The sequence below is a fragment of the Bremerella alba genome (assembly GCF_013618625.1).
Classification (GTDB): domain Bacteria; phylum Planctomycetota; class Planctomycetia; order Pirellulales; family Pirellulaceae; genus Bremerella; species Bremerella alba.
The window spans coordinates 80,001-101,096 of the sequence record NZ_JABRWO010000001.1; the positions used below are offsets into that span (position 1 = coordinate 80,001).

At 51.0% G+C, this 21,096-nt stretch carries 15 protein-coding genes and 2 tRNA genes; 12 read left to right on the forward strand and 5 right to left on the reverse strand.

Going from position 1 to position 21,096, the window contains the following annotated elements:
- Window positions 1-45 precede the first annotated feature (45 nt).
- The 7 genes from pseC to HOV93_RS00315 all read left to right on the forward strand — a co-directional run bounded on the left by pseC (window position 46) and on the right by HOV93_RS00315 (window position 7,302).
- Entirely contained in the window at window positions 46-1,245 is a 1,200-nt protein-coding gene (gene pseC, locus HOV93_RS00285; RefSeq protein ID WP_207394451.1) for a UDP-4-amino-4,6-dideoxy-N-acetyl-beta-L-altrosamine transaminase, read from the forward strand.
- Window positions 1,242-1,955 carry a pseudaminic acid cytidylyltransferase gene (pseF, locus tag HOV93_RS00290; RefSeq protein WP_207394452.1) on the forward strand — a complete coding sequence of 238 codons (714 nt, stop codon included), beginning with the start codon at window positions 1,242-1,244 and terminating at the stop codon, window positions 1,953-1,955. Before pseC ends, pseF begins: the two co-directional genes overlap by 4 nt.
- Window positions 1,946-2,983: a UDP-2,4-diacetamido-2,4,6-trideoxy-beta-L-altropyranose hydrolase gene (pseG, locus tag HOV93_RS00295; RefSeq protein WP_207394453.1), complete on the forward strand. Its 1,038-nt coding sequence runs from the start codon at window positions 1,946-1,948 to the stop codon at window positions 2,981-2,983. Before pseF ends, pseG begins: the two co-directional genes overlap by 10 nt.
- A 19-nt stretch (window positions 2,984-3,002) precedes the next feature.
- Window positions 3,003-3,608 (forward strand): UDP-4-amino-4,6-dideoxy-N-acetyl-beta-L-altrosamine N-acetyltransferase, encoded by a 606-nt coding sequence (gene pseH, locus HOV93_RS00300; protein WP_207394454.1) that lies wholly within the window; start codon window positions 3,003-3,005, stop codon window positions 3,606-3,608.
- Between the two features lie 153 nt (window positions 3,609-3,761).
- Window positions 3,762-4,832, forward strand: a complete 1,071-nt coding sequence (gene pseI / locus HOV93_RS00305) for a pseudaminic acid synthase (RefSeq protein WP_207394455.1) — start codon at window positions 3,762-3,764, stop codon at window positions 4,830-4,832.
- Entirely contained in the window at window positions 4,829-6,322 is a 1,494-nt protein-coding gene (locus HOV93_RS00310) for a hypothetical protein (RefSeq protein ID WP_207394456.1), read from the forward strand. Before pseI ends, HOV93_RS00310 begins: the two co-directional genes overlap by 4 nt.
- Window positions 6,323-6,357: 35 nt before the next feature.
- On the forward strand, window positions 6,358-7,302 hold the full coding sequence (locus tag HOV93_RS00315) for a glycosyltransferase family 2 protein (protein ID WP_207394457.1): 945 nt from the start codon (window positions 6,358-6,360) through the stop codon (window positions 7,300-7,302).
- On the opposite strand, the gene HOV93_RS26280 is transcribed toward HOV93_RS00315, so the two are convergent.
- Complete coding sequence (locus HOV93_RS26280) at window positions 7,259-8,473, reverse strand: glycosyltransferase (protein WP_207394458.1); 1,215 nt, start codon at window positions 8,471-8,473, stop codon at window positions 7,259-7,261. The genes HOV93_RS00315 and HOV93_RS26280 overlap by 44 nt on opposite strands.
- Window positions 8,474-8,774: 301 nt before the next feature.
- On the opposite strand from HOV93_RS26280, the gene HOV93_RS00325 reads away from it, so the two are divergent.
- The 4 genes from HOV93_RS00325 (at window position 8,775) to HOV93_RS00340 (ending at window position 17,192) form a co-directional block, all read left to right on the forward strand.
- Window positions 8,775-11,774 (forward strand): DUF1553 domain-containing protein, encoded by a 3,000-nt coding sequence (locus HOV93_RS00325; RefSeq protein WP_207394459.1) that lies wholly within the window; start codon window positions 8,775-8,777, stop codon window positions 11,772-11,774.
- A gap of 14 nt (window positions 11,775-11,788) precedes the next feature.
- Window positions 11,789-13,246: a DUF1501 domain-containing protein gene (locus HOV93_RS00330; protein ID WP_207394460.1), complete on the forward strand. Its 1,458-nt coding sequence runs from the start codon at window positions 11,789-11,791 to the stop codon at window positions 13,244-13,246.
- A 102-nt stretch (window positions 13,247-13,348) separates the two neighbouring features.
- Window positions 13,349-15,748 carry a DUF1549 domain-containing protein gene (locus tag HOV93_RS00335; protein WP_207394461.1) on the forward strand — a complete coding sequence of 800 codons (2,400 nt, stop codon included), beginning with the start codon at window positions 13,349-13,351 and terminating at the stop codon, window positions 15,746-15,748.
- A gap of 13 nt (window positions 15,749-15,761) precedes the next feature.
- Entirely contained in the window at window positions 15,762-17,192 is a 1,431-nt protein-coding gene (locus HOV93_RS00340) for a DUF1501 domain-containing protein (RefSeq protein ID WP_207394462.1), read from the forward strand.
- Between the two features lie 136 nt (window positions 17,193-17,328).
- Here HOV93_RS00340 and HOV93_RS00345 read toward each other — a convergent pair whose 3' ends face one another.
- Window positions 17,329-17,895, reverse strand: coding sequence for a hypothetical protein (locus HOV93_RS00345; protein ID WP_207394463.1), 567 nt, complete (start codon window positions 17,893-17,895; stop codon window positions 17,329-17,331).
- 242 nt (window positions 17,896-18,137) lie between these two features.
- On the opposite strand from HOV93_RS00345, the gene HOV93_RS00350 reads away from it, so the two are divergent.
- Complete coding sequence (locus HOV93_RS00350) at window positions 18,138-19,940, forward strand: c-type cytochrome (RefSeq protein WP_207394464.1); 1,803 nt, start codon at window positions 18,138-18,140, stop codon at window positions 19,938-19,940.
- A gap of 341 nt (window positions 19,941-20,281) precedes the next feature.
- Here HOV93_RS00350 and HOV93_RS00355 read toward each other — a convergent pair whose 3' ends face one another.
- From HOV93_RS00355 to HOV93_RS00365, 3 genes are all read right to left on the reverse strand, one after another.
- On the reverse strand, window positions 20,282-20,794 hold the full coding sequence (locus HOV93_RS00355) for a hypothetical protein (protein ID WP_207394465.1): 513 nt from the start codon (window positions 20,792-20,794) through the stop codon (window positions 20,282-20,284).
- A gap of 31 nt (window positions 20,795-20,825) precedes the next feature.
- Window positions 20,826-20,923, reverse strand: a tRNA-Trp gene (locus HOV93_RS00360).
- A gap of 18 nt (window positions 20,924-20,941) precedes the next feature.
- Window positions 20,942-21,016, reverse strand: a tRNA-Gln gene (locus tag HOV93_RS00365).
- Window positions 21,017-21,096: the final 80 nt, after the last annotated feature.

The following is a 21,096-nucleotide window of genomic DNA, read 5'->3' on the forward strand; positions in this document are numbered from 1 at the left end:
GTAATTCTGTCAAATTTACGACGAACTTTCCCTGGCGATCACAATATGATTCCATACGGCCGTCAACAAATCGAACAGCCTGACATCGATGCCGTCATAGCGACGCTCAAAAGTGATTGGCTAACAAGTGGCCCATGCGTGGAAGAATTTGAGAGGCAGTTCGCCGATTTCGTTGGAGCCCGCTATGCCGTAGCAGTAAATAGTGGCACGGCTGCCTTACACCTTGCGACGATGGCTGCGGGGCTCGGTCCTGACGATCGACTAATTACCAGCCCTATTACATTTCTCGCTTCTGCGAACTGCGCAACGTACGTAGGAGCGACGCCTGACTTTGCCGATGTAAATCGGGCTAGTCGTAACCTTTGCCCCAAAGCTTTGGAAGCCAATTGGCTACCAGACACCAAGGCCGTTGTTGCCGTCGATTTTGCCGGCCAACCATGTGATATCCAAGGCATCTCCGAAGTAGCCAGGAGGCGAGGCGCAATCGTTATCGAGGACGCATGTCATGGAATCGGCAGTGCCACGAGCCAAAATGGCCAAGTCATTAGAAGTGGTGGAAGCGAATGGGCGGATATTACGACGTTCAGCTTTCACCCGGTCAAAACTATGACCACAGGCGAAGGCGGCATGCTTGTTACCAATAGCGATGCGTTGGCAAGCAAAGCACGTATCTTGCGAAACCACGGCATGACGCGTGATACGAATTCATTTGTTGGCCTGGGAAGCGAAGAACAGGCCTTTCAACCTGGCCCGTGGTATTACGAAATGCAGGAGCTTGGCTTCAACTATCGAATTAACGATCTGCAATGTGCGCTCGGGCTTTCACAGTTGTCGCGACTGCCCCAGTTTATCCGACGCCGCCAGGAAATTGTCGCGATCTACAACGAAGCATTCCAAGACATTGAATTTCTTCAGACTCCTGCGATTAGCCCGAATGTCGAGCCGGAGTTGGTCTCGTGGCACCTTTATTCGGTAGAAATTGATTTCGACTCGATTGGAATTTCTCGTAACGAGTTCATGATTAACCTCCGAGAAAAAGGAATCGGGACGCAAGTTCACTACATCCCTGTTTACTTACAACCATACTACCGGCAGCAATATGGTTACTTACCTGGCAAATGCCCAGAGGCCGAGGCCTATTTTTGCCGGGCACTGAGCCTGCCTCTCTATTCAGCGATGACTGACAATGACGTTCGAACCGTGGTGAACGGCGTGACCGACATGTGCGAGAAGGCGAATTCATGAAAATCGCAATCATCCCCGCTCGAGGTGGCAGCAAACGAATCCCACGAAAGAATATTCGTCTTTTTGCCGGAAAGCCGATCATCGGATACTCGATTGAAACGGCGATTGGCAGCGATCTCTTTGATGAGGTAATCGTTTCGACGGACGATCAGGAAATAGCAGATGTCGCTAACTTCTTCGGTGCTAAGACCCCCTTTTTGCGACCGAAAGAACTTTCAGGCGATCACACGCCTACTCTTCCCGTGATTCGACACGCAATTCAACATTTTGAGACCGGAGCAGGTAACGTTCACTTGGCATGCTGTATTTATCCAACCGCTCCGTTTTTGAGTACGGAAAACCTAACCGCTGGCTGTCGCTTGTTAGAGCATGACCGACATGCCGAGTTCGCTTTTTCAGTGACGAGCTTTTGCTTTCCTATTTTTCGATCACTTAAACTCGAAGGCGATCGCGTTAGCATGTTATGGCCGGAGCACGAAGCAACCCGATCCCAAGATCTTCCTGAAGTATTCCACGATGCCGGGCAGTTTTACTGGGGCACGCGCGATGCCTTTCTTCATGCCAGCGGAGTGTATTCCGCGCACGCAAAGGGAGTTGTCCTACCGAGACATTTGGTGCAGGACATCGACACCGAAGAAGACTGGGTACGCGCCGAACAGATGTTTTTCGCACATCTCGCAACGCTGAAAGGAGACGACGCGTGCTCCTGATCCGCGCAGATGCCAGCGTTACGATAGGAACAGGCCACATCATGCGATGCTTGGCACTTGCCCAGGCATGGCGAAATCGCATTGGTCCCGTAAAGTTCCTTTGCGCGTGTATACCCGACAATCTTTTGAAACGGCTGAACGACGAAGCGTTCGAAGTTGTTACTTCGGATACAGTGCCTGGAAGTGACGACGACCTAGATCGCTTACTGGAAATCCAAGATCAGGAAGCAGCAACTTACCTCATGGTCGACGGCTATCAATTTGATGACAATTTTCAAACACATTTGAGCACCAGCACAGCTCGCACCCTCTTTCTTGATGACTACGGACACTGCAAGCGATATGATGCGGATTGGATCTTGAATCAAAATTTGGGCGCCGACTCCAGCTTCTACGACAATCGCAGTGAACGTACAAAACTACTGCTTGGAAGCTCTTACGCACTACTTCGCCAAGAATTTCTTCGCTTAGGTGGCCAGTCGTTTTATTTGAACTCTCCCATTGAGAACGTACTAATCACCTTGGGTGGCAGTGACCCGCAAAACCTGACGTTGTCAGTTCTCACGGCATTAACTTGCCTCAAGTGCCGCCCTCTAAAAGTACGTGTAGTTCTTGGAGCAGGTAATCCTCACTCGGAAGAGTTTTCAAACATCGTCGATTCGATCCACGAAATCGAAGTTCTAACCAACGTTTACGACATGGCATCGCTTATGCGATGGGCAGACATCGCGATCTGTAGCGGCGGTAGTACAAACTGGGAATTTGCTTATTTTGGAACTCCCAGAGTTGTTTTAATCCAAGCCGACAATCAAGTGGCAGCGACGCAAGAATTAGAGAAAGCAGGCTGTGTTCAACTTATCGATGCTCGCAAGTCACTTGATCTAGACCGATTGATGACACAGTTCTACTCACTTGCGAATTCTTCTTCCTTGATTCACAAGATGTCTAATGCCAATAAGTTACTTGTGGATGGGCAAGGCGTTAATCGTATTTTGACGCAGATCTACCATGGTGAAGTGCCGCTTTGAAATAGGGATAGATGAGCTGATGACCAGTTCGACTCCAAGATCCATTGAATTAGTTCCTTTGCTCCAAATCGTCCCGGAAACGCAGGATAAAGTAAGGCACATCCGAAACGAGCAAGGCGTAAGAATATGGATGTTTAGTGACCATATCATCACAGAATCAGAGCATCGCGCGTGGCTGGAAGGCCTACAGTCCAATTCCAAACAAATTGTTTTTGCCATTTTAGATGACAACCAGGCTCCATTAGGGGTCGTAAGTATCAACGCATTGGACCGGGTTCACCTAAAGTCGGATTGGGCATTTTATTTGACTGGGGATTCCAGAGGTGGAATGGGAGCTGTAATTGAATTTGCGTTCATTGACTTTGCGTTCCAGGTACTTGGGCTTGAGAAGTTGAACTGCGAAGTTCTCGAAGGGAACAATGCTGTTGTCACTCTTCACAAGAAGTTTGCGTTCGCTGAAGAAGGCTTTCGAAGATCCAACATCAAAAGAGATGGAGAACGCCTTGGGGTTCATCTCTTGGGACTTCAACAGAATGAATGGAATGCCAACAAGAATTTAATTTATGATAAGTACAAATCACTCTTTGACCGATTCAAGGTCACCATTCGCTGGACTTCTTCTTGAAAGAATTCAATAACGTCCTGTCCTCCCACCCACGTTCCCCGGATGCGTTGACGACCGCCGCACAACGCCTTGGGAACCCAGGTTGGACTTTCAGCAGCGGAAGTATTTACAGTCGTCCGAGAAATTTGTTAGCCGCGAGTGGAGTGTCGGTCCATGAAATCAATTTCCAAATTACTGAGTAACGAACGCGATGTTTCCAGCGGCGCATACATCATCGCGGAATTGTCAGCAAACCATCATCATCGGTATGAGCGAGCCGAACAATTGGTGCACGCGGCTCATCAAGCAGGTGCGGATGCGATTAAGTTGCAAACTTATACCGCGGATACCATGACCATCGACTGCCCGAACGATGTGTTTCAGATTGGTGAAGGCACCATCTGGAAAGGGCGACGGCTATACGACCTTTACCAGGAAGCCTACACCCCCTGGGACTGGCAGCCGAAGCTCAAGACGCTTGCCAACGATCTGGGCATGGAGTGTTTCTCCTCGCCATTCGACAGCTCATCAATAGATTTTCTTGAAGAAATGGACGTCCCTTGCTACAAGGTCGCTTCTTTTGAGCTCGTGGATACCGGACTACTGAAAAAAATTGCCCGTACCGGGAAACCGGTCATCATGTCGACGGGCATGGCCGCGCTAGGGGAAATTGAAGAAGCCCTGGCAACGCTACGTATCGCAGGCTCTGGACCGATTGCTTTGCTGAAGTGTACCAGCAGCTATCCTTCCCCACCGGAAGAAATGAATCTGCGCACAATACCACATATGGCAACCGCATTTGGAGTACCGATCGGCTTGTCCGATCACACGCTGGGAATTGCCGTTCCGGTCGTCGCGGTAGCGTTTGGTGCCTGTATTATCGAGAAACATCTAACTCTGTCTCGTGATGAGCCAGGCCCCGATAGTGCTTTTTCTCTCGAACCTCATGAGTTCAAGGCAATGGTCGAGGCCGTCCGCGTCGCTGAGAAGTCAATGGGAACGGTAAATTATGCTCCTACTTCACGAGAGCATGTGAGCCGAACATTTCGCCGCTCTCTATTCGTCGTCAAAGACATAAAAGCAGGTGAACCATTTACCTCAGAGAACGTTCGATCAATTCGTCCGGGCCACGGACTCGCGCCGAAATGGCTGGATGTGGTTTTAGAGTCCAGAGCATCGGTCGCCCTAGAAAGAGGGACACCGCTTCAACTGCATGACGTGAACTTTCCGGGAGTACTAAAGTGAAAACCCTATTCATTCCCCTGATACCCACGATGGCACTTCACTTTGCTACCGATTTGGAACTGATTGAGCAACACATTGAGCAAGGCAAGGAAGTTGAGGTACTGCTTTGCAACTCTGAACTAAAATCGTGTGACATCAATTACACGCATGATCAAGTTCAATGCGATCATTGCATGGCAATTCGTAAAAAGGGGTTTCGTCTCATCGAACCATCCCTGAAAGTCCGACGATTCTCAGAGTTGCCTGGTTGGTCCGCGCCAGTTGATTTAGCAGAGCTTGATAAGTGCAAAACACTGACTGATTTGTTGCAATGGAAAACGCCTACCTTTGACGTCGGCATGGCACTTGCTTCTTCACTAGTCACAAAAACGCGTGATCCATTTCCGGATATTGATCAGTATAGGTCCCTTCTCAACCCGCTTGCTGACGCCAGCCTTAGAATTCACAACACACTGCTTAATATACTTTCCACGGAAGAGATCGAAGCCGTTTACATTTTCAACGGCAGATTTGCTACTCTTCGCGCAACCGTCCGTGCGTGCGAAAGCAAACACATAAAGTATTTCACTCACGAAATTGGAAGAGACCGGAAGCACTACGCCCTATTCGCCAACTCGCTTCCTCACTCGATTACAACCTTTGAAAGCTCGGCACGCGATCGATGGGAACAGGCGTCACCGAATTCAAGAGAACAAATTGCGAGAGAATGGTATGAGAAACGTTGCGAAGGAAAGTTAAAATCGCGTTTCAACTTTGTAAAAGAACAGACGTCAGGCCTTCTCCCTGATAACTGGCACTCTGTAACTGAACGTCGCATTGCCGTTTTTCCATCGTCGGAAGATGAGTTTGTTGCGATCGGCAAGGAATGGTCAAACCCACTTTTTTCAACACAAAATGAAGGCTTGCGAGCGATCGCAGATGCGATCCGAAGGCACCGCTTACCAATCCATTTATTTATTCGATGCCATCCAAACTTAATCACTGCACATCCTCGTCAACTCCAGGAATTCCAATCATTGCAAGGTGACGGTGTCACAGTTATCCCCCCTGAAGACAAGGTGTCCACCTATGACATGATGAAGAACGCTGACTGCACGCTCTCTTTCGGGTCTACTGCTGGAATTGAGGCGACCTACTGGGGTCGCCCCTCAATTCTTGCAGGGCGATCTTTCTATACCAATTTGGGTGCAACGTACAATCCAAATACACTGGCCGAACTGATCGCATTGTTGCAAGAGGACCTATCAGCAAAGCCCGTCTCTGGTGCACTGATCTATGCCCACGCTCTTGCGACAGCTGGAATATCTTTCAAGCATTTTGAACCACACCCAGGCGGCAGGGGCAAGTATCGGGGAAGATTCATGAACCCCGGATTATTGGATTACTTGCGAGAAGGTGACTTGATTCAAATTGCACGGCGCGGACTAAAGATAGCCCATAAGACGATTTCAATGCAAAGTAAGATATCGAAAAAGGTCTTAGAGGACTAATGACAATGTTAAGTGATCATACAACAAAGCCCCCGATGGTTAGCGTTGTCATCCCTGTTTTCAACGCCGAACTTTACTTGAAACGTGCCTTAGAAAGCATGTTGTCTCAGACGCTGAATGAAATCGAGATCATTTGCATCGATGATGGATCGACGGATGACAGCCTAAAGATATTGCAGGAATTCCAAGCTGTCGATGATCGTTTGATTGTGGTTTCCCAAGCAAACGCTGGAGCGGCGACTGCACGTAATCTTGCTATCGAAATGGCTCGGGCTGAATTTGTGGCAACTTTAGATGCCGATGACTATTGCTCACCTCATCGATTGGAAACGCAGCTTGAGTTTCTACAGCGCAATCCGGAGTGTGTCGCGGTGGGCTCATTTGCAGAAATTGTCGATGAATACGAACGATCAATCACTGTAGTCACGACCCCAACCGAGCATTCAGATCTTGATACTCGAGCGTTTAAGTATGGCGAATGTGCGATGTGCGGCCCGGCCCTAATGTATCGACGAAGTGCTCTTATCCAAGTCGGCGGCTACCGGGAACAGTATAATTTCGTAGAAGATTTTGATCTCTTCTTTCGGCTTGCAGAAGTTGGCAAATTAGCTTGTCTTCCAGATGTGCTTTACTACTACCGCCAATTGCCCACAAGCATCTGTCGGACGAAGAAAAAAGAGCAGCGTATTCTGATTGAAAAGTGTATCCAAGAGACATGCCAACGGCGCGGATTAGGCCTCGATAAGAAAGCGTCACTTCCGAGGTTTCTGCCGTATGAGATTTCCACCTCGCGACACTACGTAAATGTCGCCGTTCAATCCATTCTCGGAGGAAATCCTAAAACAGCCCAAGCGAATGCGTTTCGGGCTTTGCAACACCAGCCTTGGCATCCGTTTCCTTGGGCCGCTTTCGCATTGTCATTCATGCCAAGCAGCGTCACACGCTCCTTAGTACAGAACGTGTTCGGTCGGGATGTTTAGCGATGCTGTAATAGACCTTTTCCAGGTCGTTAATAACTTTTCCCAGCGAAAACCGATCCTGAGCAAGGCGACGAGCATTTTCTTGACATGAAAGTCTTTTTCGATCGTCGCCCAACAGCAAGCGAAGGCGACTCGCAATGGAGCCAACGTTCGTATCGGCGATGTACCCGGCATCGTATTCTTCGATTTCAGGCACATTGCAATATAGCGTTAACAACATCGCCAAACCATATCCAAGCCCCTCAATCACGGCGTTGGGTAAACCTTCGGAATGACTCGTAAGCGCGAAAATATCCGCAGACTGCAGAGCCTTTGTTTTTTCTTCTCCGCCGATGAGGCCGCTGAATCGAACGCGTTGCTCAAGTCCGAGCTTCTGCACGAATTTTTTTAGTGTCGCCTGAATCCCTTCGTCTGGCCCGGCAATCATCAATTGGGCATTCGGAAATTCATCGCTGATTTGATCGAAGGCATTGAGAAGTAGGTCGATTCCCTTAATCGGTGATATCCTTCCCATGAACAGAATTACGATATCATCGTTGGTATATCCCAATTGTTGGCGAAGTCCCATTTTAGCTTCGCGGGTATCGATCGGCGGCAACGAGAATCCATTGGGAATCACAGCGATTCGTTCCGGAGACACGCCCCACTGCATCAGCGTGTCGCGTTCGTATTGCGAGACGGCCTGACAAACGGCCGCTTCTCGGACAATCCGATTCTCATAGAAATATCGAAAGAGTTTCTTCTCGAACGATTTGATCTGCATTCGCTTGGGACACAGCGCCCCCTCGGCGTTGTAAACGTAGGGAACGCCGGCCCGCTTGGTCAGTTTCCTTACCATGTCATTAGTTAGCGTGAGGCCAATATTGGTTTGAACAACATCCGTCCCATCAAGGATCTCGCGCAAAGGGCGGCGAATGCTTGGCGTGTAATAGGGGGGCATTCGATGGTGCGGAGAGGTCGATGCATAGTAGATGTGATAGCCTTCGTTCTCGATCCATTCGTTGCGTCGGATGTCTTGCGGTAGCTCGATGTCTGTTGTTATTACACGGACTTCATGTCCACGTGCAGCAAGCTCCCGGCATACGACTTGTGCCTGAACAACTGGGCCACCAAATCGAAGTGCTTGTAGCGGATAAGGGATAACTTTGGCAATCTTTAACGGACGATCCACAATGCAACCTTGAGAAAATTAATCGATCGAAAGCGTGACTCGAAGCGAGCGTACTAACCTAACGGACAAGCGACGGAGCAATGTAATCCCTTAGTTTAAGAAGCCCCATCTATGTATTTTGTTAAGTGTCTGGCAAGAAACGGTTAACGCGAAAGCAACCGAATCCCCAGGAGCCTGATCGGACACTTCGATGTTTTTACTTGCCAAACCCCCTCGGAACTTGGCACACTTGAGCATTGAAAGGCATTAATGGCCTTATTCTTCGGCCCTAAGGTCGGACACCTGCCTCACGAGTCGTTCGATGTTGCTTCTAGTTCTTCGATTTATTCCAGTTTTCTGTCTTCTCGTAGTGCTAATTCTATGCGGCAGGACGTACGCTCAGAGAGCATCTTCGCCGCAAGATTTCTTCGAGAAATCGGTCTCTCCGATCCTTACAACTCACTGCGTCACATGCCACAACGACCAAACCCCGAAAGGAGGGTTTTCGCTATCGAACAGCCAAGCAGCCCTACGCGGGGGGGACAGTGGTGAGTCGATTGTTCCTGGTAATCCTGAATCAAGTTTTCTGCTCGATTACATCACAGGCGATCCACCCGAGATGCCCAAAGGCGGCCCATCACTATCGAAGCAAGAGATTACCAGCATTCAACAATGGATTGCCGAGGGAGCCTCGTGGCCCAAAGGGCTTCGGTTAGAAGTCAAAGACGACTGGTGGTCTCTAAAAACGCTCAAGAGACCACCAGTTCCAGAACTTCCGCACGAATCGCAAGCTTGGGTGAGAACCCCTATCGACGCGTTCATCTTGGCGCAACTGCTCGAACAAGACATGACTTTTTCCCCGGAGGCAGACTCAAGAACGCTTGTGCGTCGTTTGTACTACGATCTGATTGGCCTTCCACCAACCCCTGAGGATATGCGCCGATGGACTTTGAGACTCAATGACGGAGATAGTGGTTATCAACAGTTAGTCGAGCACCTATTGGCCTCTCCTCACTACGGCGAACGCTGGGCAAGACACTGGCTAGATGTCGTGAAATACGCGGACACTTGCGGTTACGACAAGGACAAGCTTCGCCGAAACGCATGGCCCTATCGCGACTACGTTATCCGGTCGCTGAACGACGATAAGACGTACGCACGCTTCGTTGAAGAACAAATCGCTGGCGATGCCCTTTTTCCCGGCGAGAACGATGGCATTCTGGGACTGGGTTTTGTCGCGGCTGGTCCCTGGGATTTTATTGGTCACGTCGAGGTGCCTGCCAGCAAGATCGATGGTAAAAATGCTCGCAATCTCGATCGCGATGAGATGGTCTCCAATACGCTCAATACTTTCTGCAGCGTGACTATTCAGTGTGCCCGATGCCACGATCACAAGTTCGATCCGTACACCCAGCAGCACTACTACGGTCTGCAAGCTGTTTTCGCAGCCGTTGATCGGGCCGAACGTCCATACGACACAGAACCCAAGGTAGAGAAAAAGCGATTGCAGCTTACTCAAGAGAAGCAAGCCGTCCAGAAACTACAAACCAACCTACAACGAGAAATGGCTGCGGACGGAGGTGAACGCCTCTCCGAATTGCGTGCTCATATTCAATCGCTCAGACGACAAGTAACGCCGCGAACAACCGTGCCACAACATGGCTACCACAGTCATATCGAAAAGACGGCCGATCAAACGAAATGGGTGCAAATTGATTTAGGTAGTCCTATCGAGATTACCAAGCTCGTCTTGCACCCCTGCTATGACGACTACGCAGGCATCGGCCCCGGTTTCGGCTTTCCTGTACGATTTAGGATCGAAGTAGCAAATGATGCCGCTTTTAGCGATTCTCAAATAATTGCCGATGAAACCGCCCTGGACTATCCCAATCCACTCTTGGCGAGCTATGAAGTAGAAATGCCCGTCACGGCAAGATTTGTTCGCATCACGGCGACTAAGCTTGCCCCGCGCCAGAACGATTTCATCTTCGCGCTCTCCGAAGTGGAAGTGCTTGATGCGAGCAGCTCAAACTTAGCTCGAACCGCAGCGGTTACATCGTTAGATTCCATCGAAGCCCCGATTCGATGGCGACAGGCAAACCTAATCGATGGTTATTGGCCGCAAGCAATTTCTGACGATGCCTCGAAAAAGCTGTTTGAAACAAAACAATCTCTCACCAAGCTTGAGGCACGAATCGAAAATCCAGAACGCCTTACGCAGAAGTCGGAGCTTGAAAAGCAAGTTCAAGCGATCGATGCCCAGTTAAAATCGTTACCCACCGGTAAGATGGTTTACGCAGCGGCCACGCACTTTCCCCCGCAAGGTTCGTTTAAACCTACCAAAGGTGAGTCGCGCGAAGTTCATGTTTTACATCGCGGAAACGTAACCGCCCCTCGTGCGGAAGCTTTTCCAGGTACCTTGCCGTTACCTGGAAAAGAGGACTTTCAATTCACTCTTCCGACGGCCCACGACGAATCGGATCGCCGCGCGGCACTGGCCAAGTGGATTACGGCCCGCGATCATCCGTTAACCTGGAGAAGCATCGTCAATCGAACATGGTATTACCATTTCGACCAGGCCATTGTCGGATCCCCCAACGACTTCGGACGCATGGGACAAATACCAACGCATCCACAATTGCTCGATTGGCTTGCCGTCGAGTTTCGAGACCATGGTCAGTCCTTCAAGCATTTGCATCGACTAATCGTCACTAGTAGCGTTTATCGCCAGTCGTCCCGACACCATGAAGTGCACGCAACCAAAGACAGCAGCAATCAATACCTATGGCGAATGAACCGTCGACGATTAGAGGCCGAAGAAATTCGTGATTCGATTCTTTCGGTAAGCGGAATGCTGGACAAGTCGATGGGTGGACCGGGGTTCTTTGCCTTTAAGCTCGAAAAAGAAGCCCATTCTCCTCACTACGAATACCGCAAATTCGATCCTCGCGATCCTGCAACTCATCGACGTAGCATCTATCGATTCATCGTCCGTTCACAGCCGGATCCCTTTATGACCACGCTCGACTGCGCCGATTCATCACAAAGCACCCCTAAGCGGAGCGAAACACTTACGGCGCTTCAAGCTCTGTCCATGCTGAACAATCCATTTCAGTTAGTCATGGCAGAAGAGTTTGCTAAGCGACTTCAGAACGAAGCTTCAACGCTCCCCCAACAGATCGATCGTGGCGTCCAATTGACACTCGGCCGTAAACCAACCAACTTCGAGCAAGATAAGTTCGCCGAATTTGCTCAGGAGCATGGGCTCGCCAATTTATGCCGTGTGCTCATCAATCAAAGCGAATTCATTTACCTCGATTAACCTCAGAAATACCCATGTTTCCTTCCCGACGCGAATTCTTGCAGCAAAACGCCTGGGGCTTTGGCGCACTTGCTTTATCGTCGCTGTTGTTACAAGACGAAGCGAGTGCTCGCGATGGACAGGATGGCGTACTTCCGACACTTCATCACCCACCCAAAGCGAAACGTGTTATCCAGCTATTCATGAGCGGAGCGGCAAGTCCGATCGATACATTCGATCACAAGCCGCAACTCGAGAAGCACCATGGCGAAGAATCTGATTTTGGCGAGCACGTCGAGGCCTTTCAAAATGGCCTCGGGCCGTGGATGAAGTCTCCCTTCAAGTTCAGGTCCCACGGTCAGTCAGGCAAGAAGCTCAGCGAGGTCGTCGCACCTCTGGGAACATGCGTTGATGACATCGCTTTTATTCATAACATGGTCGGCAAGAGTGGCGTGCATTCTCAGGCAACCTATCTGCAAGCAACCGGTTTCGACACACCAGGATTCCCAGGTATGGGCGCTTGGGTCAGCTATGGACTGGGAGGCATCAGCGATAACTTGCCGGCGTTCGTGGTGCTTCCCGATCACCGTGGCTTTGCCAGCAATGGCCCTAAAAATTGGGGGAGCGCTTTTCTGCCGGCAAGCACCCAAGGCACCGCGATCTTCCCACAGCGTGTGAACCCGATTGAAGATTTGACACCGAATTCTTCGTACACTTCCAATATGGGTGACGACGCCAGCCTGCAACTTCTCGAGCAAATCAATGGACGCTATCAAGAGCAGCGTCCTGGCGATTCAAGGTTGGAAGCTCGTATCCGAAGCTATGAACTAGCGGCGAAGATGCAACTGAGCGCTCCTCAGGCTTTGGATATCTCGAACGAACCAAACCACATCCTCAAGATGTACGGGCTCGACCGGATGGGAGCAGAGTATCCTTCCGAGATCAACGCCCCAGAAGAAATTGAATACTTCGGCCGCAAGTGTCTTATCGCGCGACGTCTGATTGAGCGTGGCGTTCGATTCATCCAAATTTGGTCTGGGAACGACAACGGTTTCCCTCGTCGCAATTGGGATAGCCACGAGGATATCCGTCGAGACCATGGCCCTTTGGCCACTGGCATGGCGGTCGGTACCGCCGCACTTATCCAAGATCTTAAGCAACGTGGATTGCTCGACGACACGATTATCCTCTGGACGACCGAATTTGGCAGGATGCCTTCGACCCAGGGAAGTAAGGGACGCGATCACAATCCGTACGTTTTCACCAATTGGCTGTGCGGTGGTGGTATCAAGCCAGGCATCACTCACGGCCAATCAGACCAATGGGGATACAAGCCACTCGACCGCAATCTCCCCACCCATGTCTATGATATCCATGCGACGATACTTCACTTATTGGGGATCAATCACGAGAAACTAACCGTCCGCCACAACGGCATCGATCGCCGATTAACGGACGTTCATGGACATGTCATTCGCGATATCATAGCGTAGCCGACACATTTCTCATCCAAATTTCAAATTAGCACATTGGGCGGTTGCTTATTTTCCAGGTACAATAAAAGTACCTGCCCCCTGCCCTATCTCAGTGACCCTATGAAAAGAATCCTTGTCATAGCCCTTGCGTTGGCATTTCCATGCTTGGCTCTTAGTGAAGAGATCGACTTCGCGCATCAAGTAGCCCCTTTGCTAAAGAAGCAATGTGGCAAATGCCACAGCGGCACACAAAAAGAAGGGGGTTTCTCACTTAATACGCGTGAGTTACTTCTTGCTGGGGGCGAATCAGGAGAAGCCGTTGTCCTTCGAAACGCAGATCAAAGCGTACTGATCGAGCGGGTCACGTCGGACGATGAATTCACTCGAATGCCACCTGACGGGGATCCTCTTACCGCAGACCAAGTTAAGCTCTTGCGGCGTTGGATCGAATCGGGCTTATTCTGGGAGCCAGGCTTCACGTTCGGTAAAAAGATTTACGAGCCACCCCTGAAACCACGTCGTCCTGAATTGCCGCCAGCTATCGCAGGTCGCACCAATCCGATCGACAGGATTCTTGATGCGCAGCTGACTGAGCAAAACATGTCTCCCTTAGAACCAATCGATGACGATGCCTATCTGCGTCGCGTCTATCTGGACTTGATCGGTGTACTCCCGACACCGAAAGATCGCAAAGCTTTCCTGCAAGATTCATCTCCAGATAAACGCTCTCAGTTAGTTCAAACCTTGTTGGCTCGAGATGTTGATTATGCGGAACACTGGCTTACCTTTTGGAACGATCTACTCCGGAACGACTATGCAGGCACCGGATTCATCACTGGTGGTCGAAAGCAAATCTCTCGGTGGTTGTACGACGCTCTTGTCAACAATATGCCATACGACCAATTCGCTCGAGAACTAATCGCCCCGCCCACACCGGAAAGCTCTGGGTTCGCCCAAGGCATCAAGTGGCGTGGGGAAGTCAGCGCCGCCCAAACCGTTGAGGTCCAATTTGCCCAGAACGTTGGACAGTCTTTCCTTGGCATCAACTTGAAATGCGCCTCGTGCCACGACAGTTTCATCGATCGCTGGAAACTCAAGGACGCCTATGGCTTAGCCGCGATCTACTCCGAGCGATCTCTCGAACTTCACCGCTGCGATAAGCCCATTGGCGAAACCGCAGAGGCAGCGTGGCTCTTTCCTGAAATAGGACAGGTCGATGCATCCGCACCTCAATCGAAACGGTTGCAGCAACTCGCCGATTTAATGACTCACCGCGAGAACGGCCGATTCACGCGCACGATTGTCAACCGTCTGTGGCATCGAATGATGGGGCGTGGAATCGTTCATCCGACCGATGCTATGCAAAGCCCACCATGGAACGCCGACCTGCTCGATTTCCTGGCCGAACATCTCGTTGAGAATGATTATGACCTCAAACAAACTTTGCAACTGATTGCCAACTCTCAGGCTTATCAAACGCAAGCCGAGCGAGTCGCGGATAAAGCGGATCCCAATAGTTATCAGTATGCAGGCCCCCGCAGCAAGCGAATGACGGCGGAACAGTTTGTCGATTGCGTCTGGCAGGTGACCGAGACTTCTCCAAGTAAATTTGATGCTCCTGTTATCCGGGGCAACCTAACCTCAGACCCGAATAGTAACGTCAAAATCGTAGGTAAATGGATTTGGAATCAATCTGACGTAACCCAGGTAGCGACCGGAGAAACGATCACGCTGCGAAAGCGATTTGAGCTTTCGCAGGTACCTTCAGATGGATTTGCATTGGTAACCTGCGACAACGAATACACACTCTTCATCAATGGAAAGAAGCTTGTTTCTGGCGATAATTGGATGGAGCCAGACTTGGTACGACTTACCTCGCTGAAAAAGGGTACCAACGAAGTCCTTATCATGGCAAAGAATGCTGGCAGCGGTCCCAATGCGGCTGGGTTGTTTTTTGAAGCACGTTTCGCAGATCAGGTCATTGCCTCGGACGAAACCTGGCAATGGACAACCCAAGTCCCCAGTAACTCTGGCAAATTTGAGAAACAGCCCGATAATTGGAATACTACCTCCGTTGTGAAGGGACAGGAGGTATGGATGGGACGCCTTAGACCGGCCATGGCTCGACTGCTTTCTCAGGGAATCGACGGCCAGCGTTATCGGGTTCGGGCTTCGCTTTTAAAGAGCGACTTTTTGATGCGTTCGCTAGGCCGTCCTAATCGAGATCAGGTTGTCAGTGTACGACCTTTAGAGCTGACCACACTTGAAGCAATCGACCTCTCAAATGGTGAAGCTCTGGCAAACACGCTACGTCGTGGGGCAAAGCAACTGAATCAACGCGAATGGAAGTCACCTCAGCACTTTGTCTTGTGGTTGTATCACTTCGCGTTGAGTCGAGATCCGACGGAAGCCGAACTGGCAACGCTCGCGGACTCCCTCGGCCCGGAGATGTCCACCCAAGCGATGGAGGATGTCCTCTGGGCTGTTTTCATGCTTCCAGAATTTCAACTTGTTCACTAAGTTAGGGTTCCCCATGGACCGCGCACAAGTACGACGACAATTCTTAAAGCAATTGGGCGCCGCGTCGACAGCGACCATGATGGCCGGCGCGCCTCAACTGGTCACCGCCAACGATGCAGCGGTCGAGAACCCTATAGCAAAAGCCGATTCTTGTATCCTGATTTGGATGGCCGGCGGCATGGCTGCTCCTGACACGTTTGATCCCAAGAGGTATGTCCCGTTCGAGGTGGGCATGCCGGTAGCTGATATCGAAAGCACTTTTCCATCGATCGACACCAACGTCGACAACATCAAGATCTCGCAGGGCCTGGAAAACATCGCCCAGGTGATGGATAAGGCCACCTTAATTCGCTCGCACGTGCTACCAGACCTGGGAAGCATTCTCCACTCGCGACATCAATATCACTGGCATACCGGTTATGTCCCCCCGCAAACGGTTGCCTGTCCGCATATCGGGGCGTGGATGGCAAAGACCCTCGGTCCCTTGAATCCCGTGATGCCTGCGTTTATCAATATTGGCCAGCGACTGGAAGGAGTCGGCGAGCAGGAAGAGTTGAAAGCATTTACCACCGCTGGTTTCTTTGGCAGTGAATTTGGTCCAATGAACCTGCCTTACCCGGAACAAGCCGCGCAGTCGGTGCGTCCTCCGGAAGGGATGAAGTCCCAGCGGTTTGCCAATCGTAACAAACTCTTACAAAAGCTAATCGACCAGTCACCGCAACGCGACTTTATCGGGGACTTTCAGCGTGAATCGCAGTTACGCTCGATGGAGAACGCCTATCGGCTTCTATCCGCGAAAGAGCGTGAGGCCTTCGACATTTCGCTGGAGCCGAAAGCGTCTTACGAGAAGTACGATACTGGACGCTTTGGACGTGGATGCCTATTGGCCCGGCGCCTAGTAGAGAATGGCGCCCGTTTTGTCGAAGTAACCACCGAATACGTACCGTTTCTCAACTGGGACACGCACGCTAACGGTTTCACCACCCTGCAGAGAATGAAGCAGGAGGTCGATCGGCCGATCGCACAGTTGATTCTCGACTTGGAAAGCCGCGGGCTGCTCGATCGTACGCTCGTCATCCTGGCTAGTGAATTTAGTCGCGACATGATCATGGAAGGCAAGCCAGGCTCGAACGCTCGTGATCAAGCCACCGAAAAAGTCGATGTTTTAAAAGAGCTGAAGCACTACGGACAGCATCGCCACTTCACCGGCGGTTCATGCGTCGCCATGTGGGGCGGCGGTGTCAAGACGGGACACCTCTACGGCAAGACAGCCAACCAGCGTCCTTTCGTCGCGGTCGAAAACCCAATCTCAGTAATAGACCTCCATGCGACTATCTTCACGGCCATGGGCATCAGTCCCAAGACTCAATACGAAGTCGAACGCCGACCGTTCTACGCTACTGAAGACGGAAAAGGCAAGCCGGTGATGGACATCTTCGCTTAGAACGAGCATGGTTCTGATACTTTCACGAAGGTTTTTGCAGCCCGTAATCACCCGTCCACATGCGAAGTAATAGAAAGAGCCGCCGATCCAAGAGAATCGACGGCTCTATATTCTTGATTCATTCGTCAAAGCGATCCTAGTTCAGGATCGACTTCAGGCCACCGACGACAGCGTCGACCTTAAGGTCCTTGGCGGAAGCAGCAGCGAAGTTGGCCTTCACTTTGCCGCCTTGGGCGAGGATCACGGTCACTTCGGCGTTTGGATTGATTCCGTAATCTTCCGGGCCATTTTCAAATTCGTTCGGCAGCACGAAAGGAACGTTTTCGGCATTGGCGGTCTTGGCCAGCTTTTCAGCGGACGCTTTGGCAGCAGCCTTGTTTTCGCCGAGGTAGTTCACGAAAGTACGAAGCTGCTTGTCTTCGTTCTTAGCGATTGCTTCGTCCAGTTGTTTCACCAGATTCACGACCGCCTTGTCATCACTACGAGTGAAAATTATCACCTGAGGGCGACCGCCGTTCTTACAGCGATAGCACAGGTTTTTACCAACTTCCACACCATCTTCGGAAGCACCGGCAAGCTTGGTCACGTAGAAAGCGCCGATCATTTCGCCTTCTTGCAGACCGCTTTTGGTTTCTTCTGCCATCAGCAGCGAAGAACCAGCCATCAGAGCGACCGCAGTCAGAGCCATTGTCAAAAATTTCATTGAGAGTCTCCAGGGACAAACCAAGGGAAAACAAAACGGGGAGGTAAACGGAAGGGATAGACGCCTAACTTTGAGCGTCGAGGTTGACCTGGGAGGATATTCCCTGTCAGATGCAGTATCCGCAATCCGGAGCCACGCTTCAAGTCTTTGAAATGATTATCCTATTGATTCCATAATTCTGTTATGTTGCTAACAAACCCCGAAATTGCCTGCCGGTTCTCCTCATTTTGAGCATCTTTTCGATGAACCTACGCCGCCTGACCTACCTCGGAATTGCTGTCTGCATCGCAAGTGTCCCAGTGCTAGCCGTTCCTGCTCAGCCACGCTCCGTCGAATACCGCTCGCCGGTCGATCTAGTTTTATTGAAGAACGACACTTGGTTAGTCGTCGCCAATCAAACATCGAACAGCGTTAGCCTGCTCGAAACAAAAAGTGGCAAAATCCTCGACGAAATCCTCTGTGGTGATCATCCCTCTGCCATCGTGGCATGCCTGGATGGACAACATATACTGGTCAGCTGTGCCCATAGCGGCCAGATCTCCCTCATTCAGGTTGAAGGGGGCAAACTAAATGAAATTCACACCATAGATGTTGGCTTCGAGCCTACCGGACTGACCGTTGCCCCCAATGGTAAGACAGCTTACGTAGGCCTAGTCGCGACCGGCGAAGTCGCGGAACTCGATCTAGTGCAAGCGAAGGTCGCCCGGAAATTTTCGGTTGGTGCCTGGCCCCGCTACCTTACCGTTTCACCTAACGGCGAGCGGCTGGCCGTTGGCTGCAGTGGCGAAAGTAAGATCGTCATTGTCGACCTGATCCAAGGAGAGATTGCTTACTCGTCGAAACTTTCCGGAGGGATCAACATCGGCCATTTGCAATGTTCGGCCGATGGAAAGTATGTCTACTTCCCCTGGATGATTTACCGCAGCAACCCGATCAACCGAGACAATATCCGTCGCGGGTGGGTCCTGGGAAGTCGCATAGGTCGCGTTCGTCTCGACAAACAGGAATACCGTGAAGCGATTACGTTGGATGTGCCAGGCATGGCGGTCGCCGATCCGCATGGAATCGTGATGGACAGTTCCAACAAACGACTCGTCGTTTCGGCAGCGGGTTCGCACGATCTATTGGTCTATCGACGAGACGATTTGCCCTGGGAAGGTGTTGGCGGTCCTGGCGACTTGATCGATCCCAAGCTGATGCAAGATCGCGATCTTTTCCAACGTATTGATCTCGGCGGACGCCCCATGGGTATCGCCATGGCTCGGGACGGTCGAACGGTTTACGTCGCCAACTACCTGAAAGACGCTATCCAAGTAGTCAATATCGAAGATCGAAGTATCCTTCGCGATATCCCCCTAGGCCAGCGACCGCGACCTTCTCAGGTACGCCACGGCGAAGAACTCTTCTACGATGCCCGACGAAGTCTCGATCAGTGGTACAGCTGCCACACGTGCCACTACAACGGCGGTGTGAATTCCAAAGCAATGGACACCTGGAACGATGGCTCCGCGCTGACGATGAAGACGGTCCTGCCACTGGAACACCTCGACAGAACGGGCCCTTGGACGTGGCACGGTTGGCAAGAAGATCTACACGATGCCATGCACAAGTCGTTCACCACAACTATGCAGGGGCGCCCGGCAAGTCCTAGAGAAGCCGATGCGATTCTGGCGTACCTGAAAACCGATCGTTCTCCGCCCAATCCATTTCGCGAGAAAGACGGTTCTTTAAACGAGTCAGCCATTCGTGGCCAAAAAGTCTTCGCCGGCACGGAAGCCAATTGCATCAGTTGTCACAACGGGCCTCACTTTACCGATGGTGAAATTCACGACGTAGGCCTGGGTTCGGAAGAGGACGAGTACCAAGGCTACAACACGCCCAGCTTGACCGGCATTTATCGCAAGGTCCGCTTTCTCCATGATGGCCGAGCTGGCAGCTTGGAAGAAGTTTTGTCGGACTATCATTCACCGGAAGAGGTCTCTGGAACCCGTGCGATGACCGAAAGTGAATTGGCGGATCTAATTTCATATTTGAAATCGCTGTAAGAAAGTGTTCTCGCCAGGAATTGAACCTGGTCCGACAGCTTCGGAAGCTGCCATGCGAATCCAGCACACTCACAGGCGAACAACGGGCAACCGAGGAGAGTCGAACCGATCACACCGATCTTGCAAGAATCAGTCGCCCCCATCAGCATGCAGGCCCAATTATGTAAAAGAAGCGGGTCCGGGAGTCGCACCCGACCGTCCAGGCTTATGAGGCCCAAATGAGCACTGGCTCACCCGCGTCAAAAGACAAGTAAAGGGGAGACTTGCACTCCCACTTCCCAAGGACACGACGTTCTAAGCGTCGCGCGTCTACTAAGTTCCGCCACTCGGGACATGTCAGCCTATCTGCCTGCAAGTCGGCATTCGATCTCAACGGTTCGATCAACCACGTCAGTTCCCGCTGTGAGCCGGTAAATCTCTAACTTGTCGTTGACCAAAACGGACGAGAGATTCAGAACGACATAGTTTTGTATTCGTTTTCGCAACCCAACCTTTCCCTGATGGGGAATGTTTCTCGGCACGATCAACCAGGCCGCACCTTCGGAGGACAATTGTTTCTGAATCGAAGTAAGTACTTGGCTCCGCGAGACACGGGTCAGCATATTCAAAACGTGATTGCACACGATCGTGTCGTAGCCACCTTTCGGCGACAATGGCCGATAGTAGGGATCGAACGCGTCCCAGCCAAAGCAATCTGCGTCAAAACCAAATCCACACCCATAGTCGAGCACACGTCCGCGAATCAAACTGGCCTCAACCAACCAATTTGCAGCGAAGCTAACCGACTGGCGTCGTATCGCTCCCCCTAATTCTTTGATAAATCTGTATCCACAGGAACACTTTAGCTTGGGCACATCCAATCCTTTTCTTACTGCCGTCAATAAGTGGGCCGTGAGGGAATTAAACCTCTCGTCGCCCACCTTGCTTCTTTTTCTGACGGAGGCATCACTGGGTTGGAACCAGCAGTGTTACCGTTACACCAAAGACGTATTTTCAAAAAGCTGTGAGGGTTGGAATCGAACCAACGACTTCCTGGTTCAGAGCCAGGCGATACTACCAACAGCGTCTACCTCGCATTGTTGTCAACAATAGACCAGAACTTGATGTTAAGGTTCGCTATAAATACTGACTTATTTCTTAGCGACTTTTCTACGAA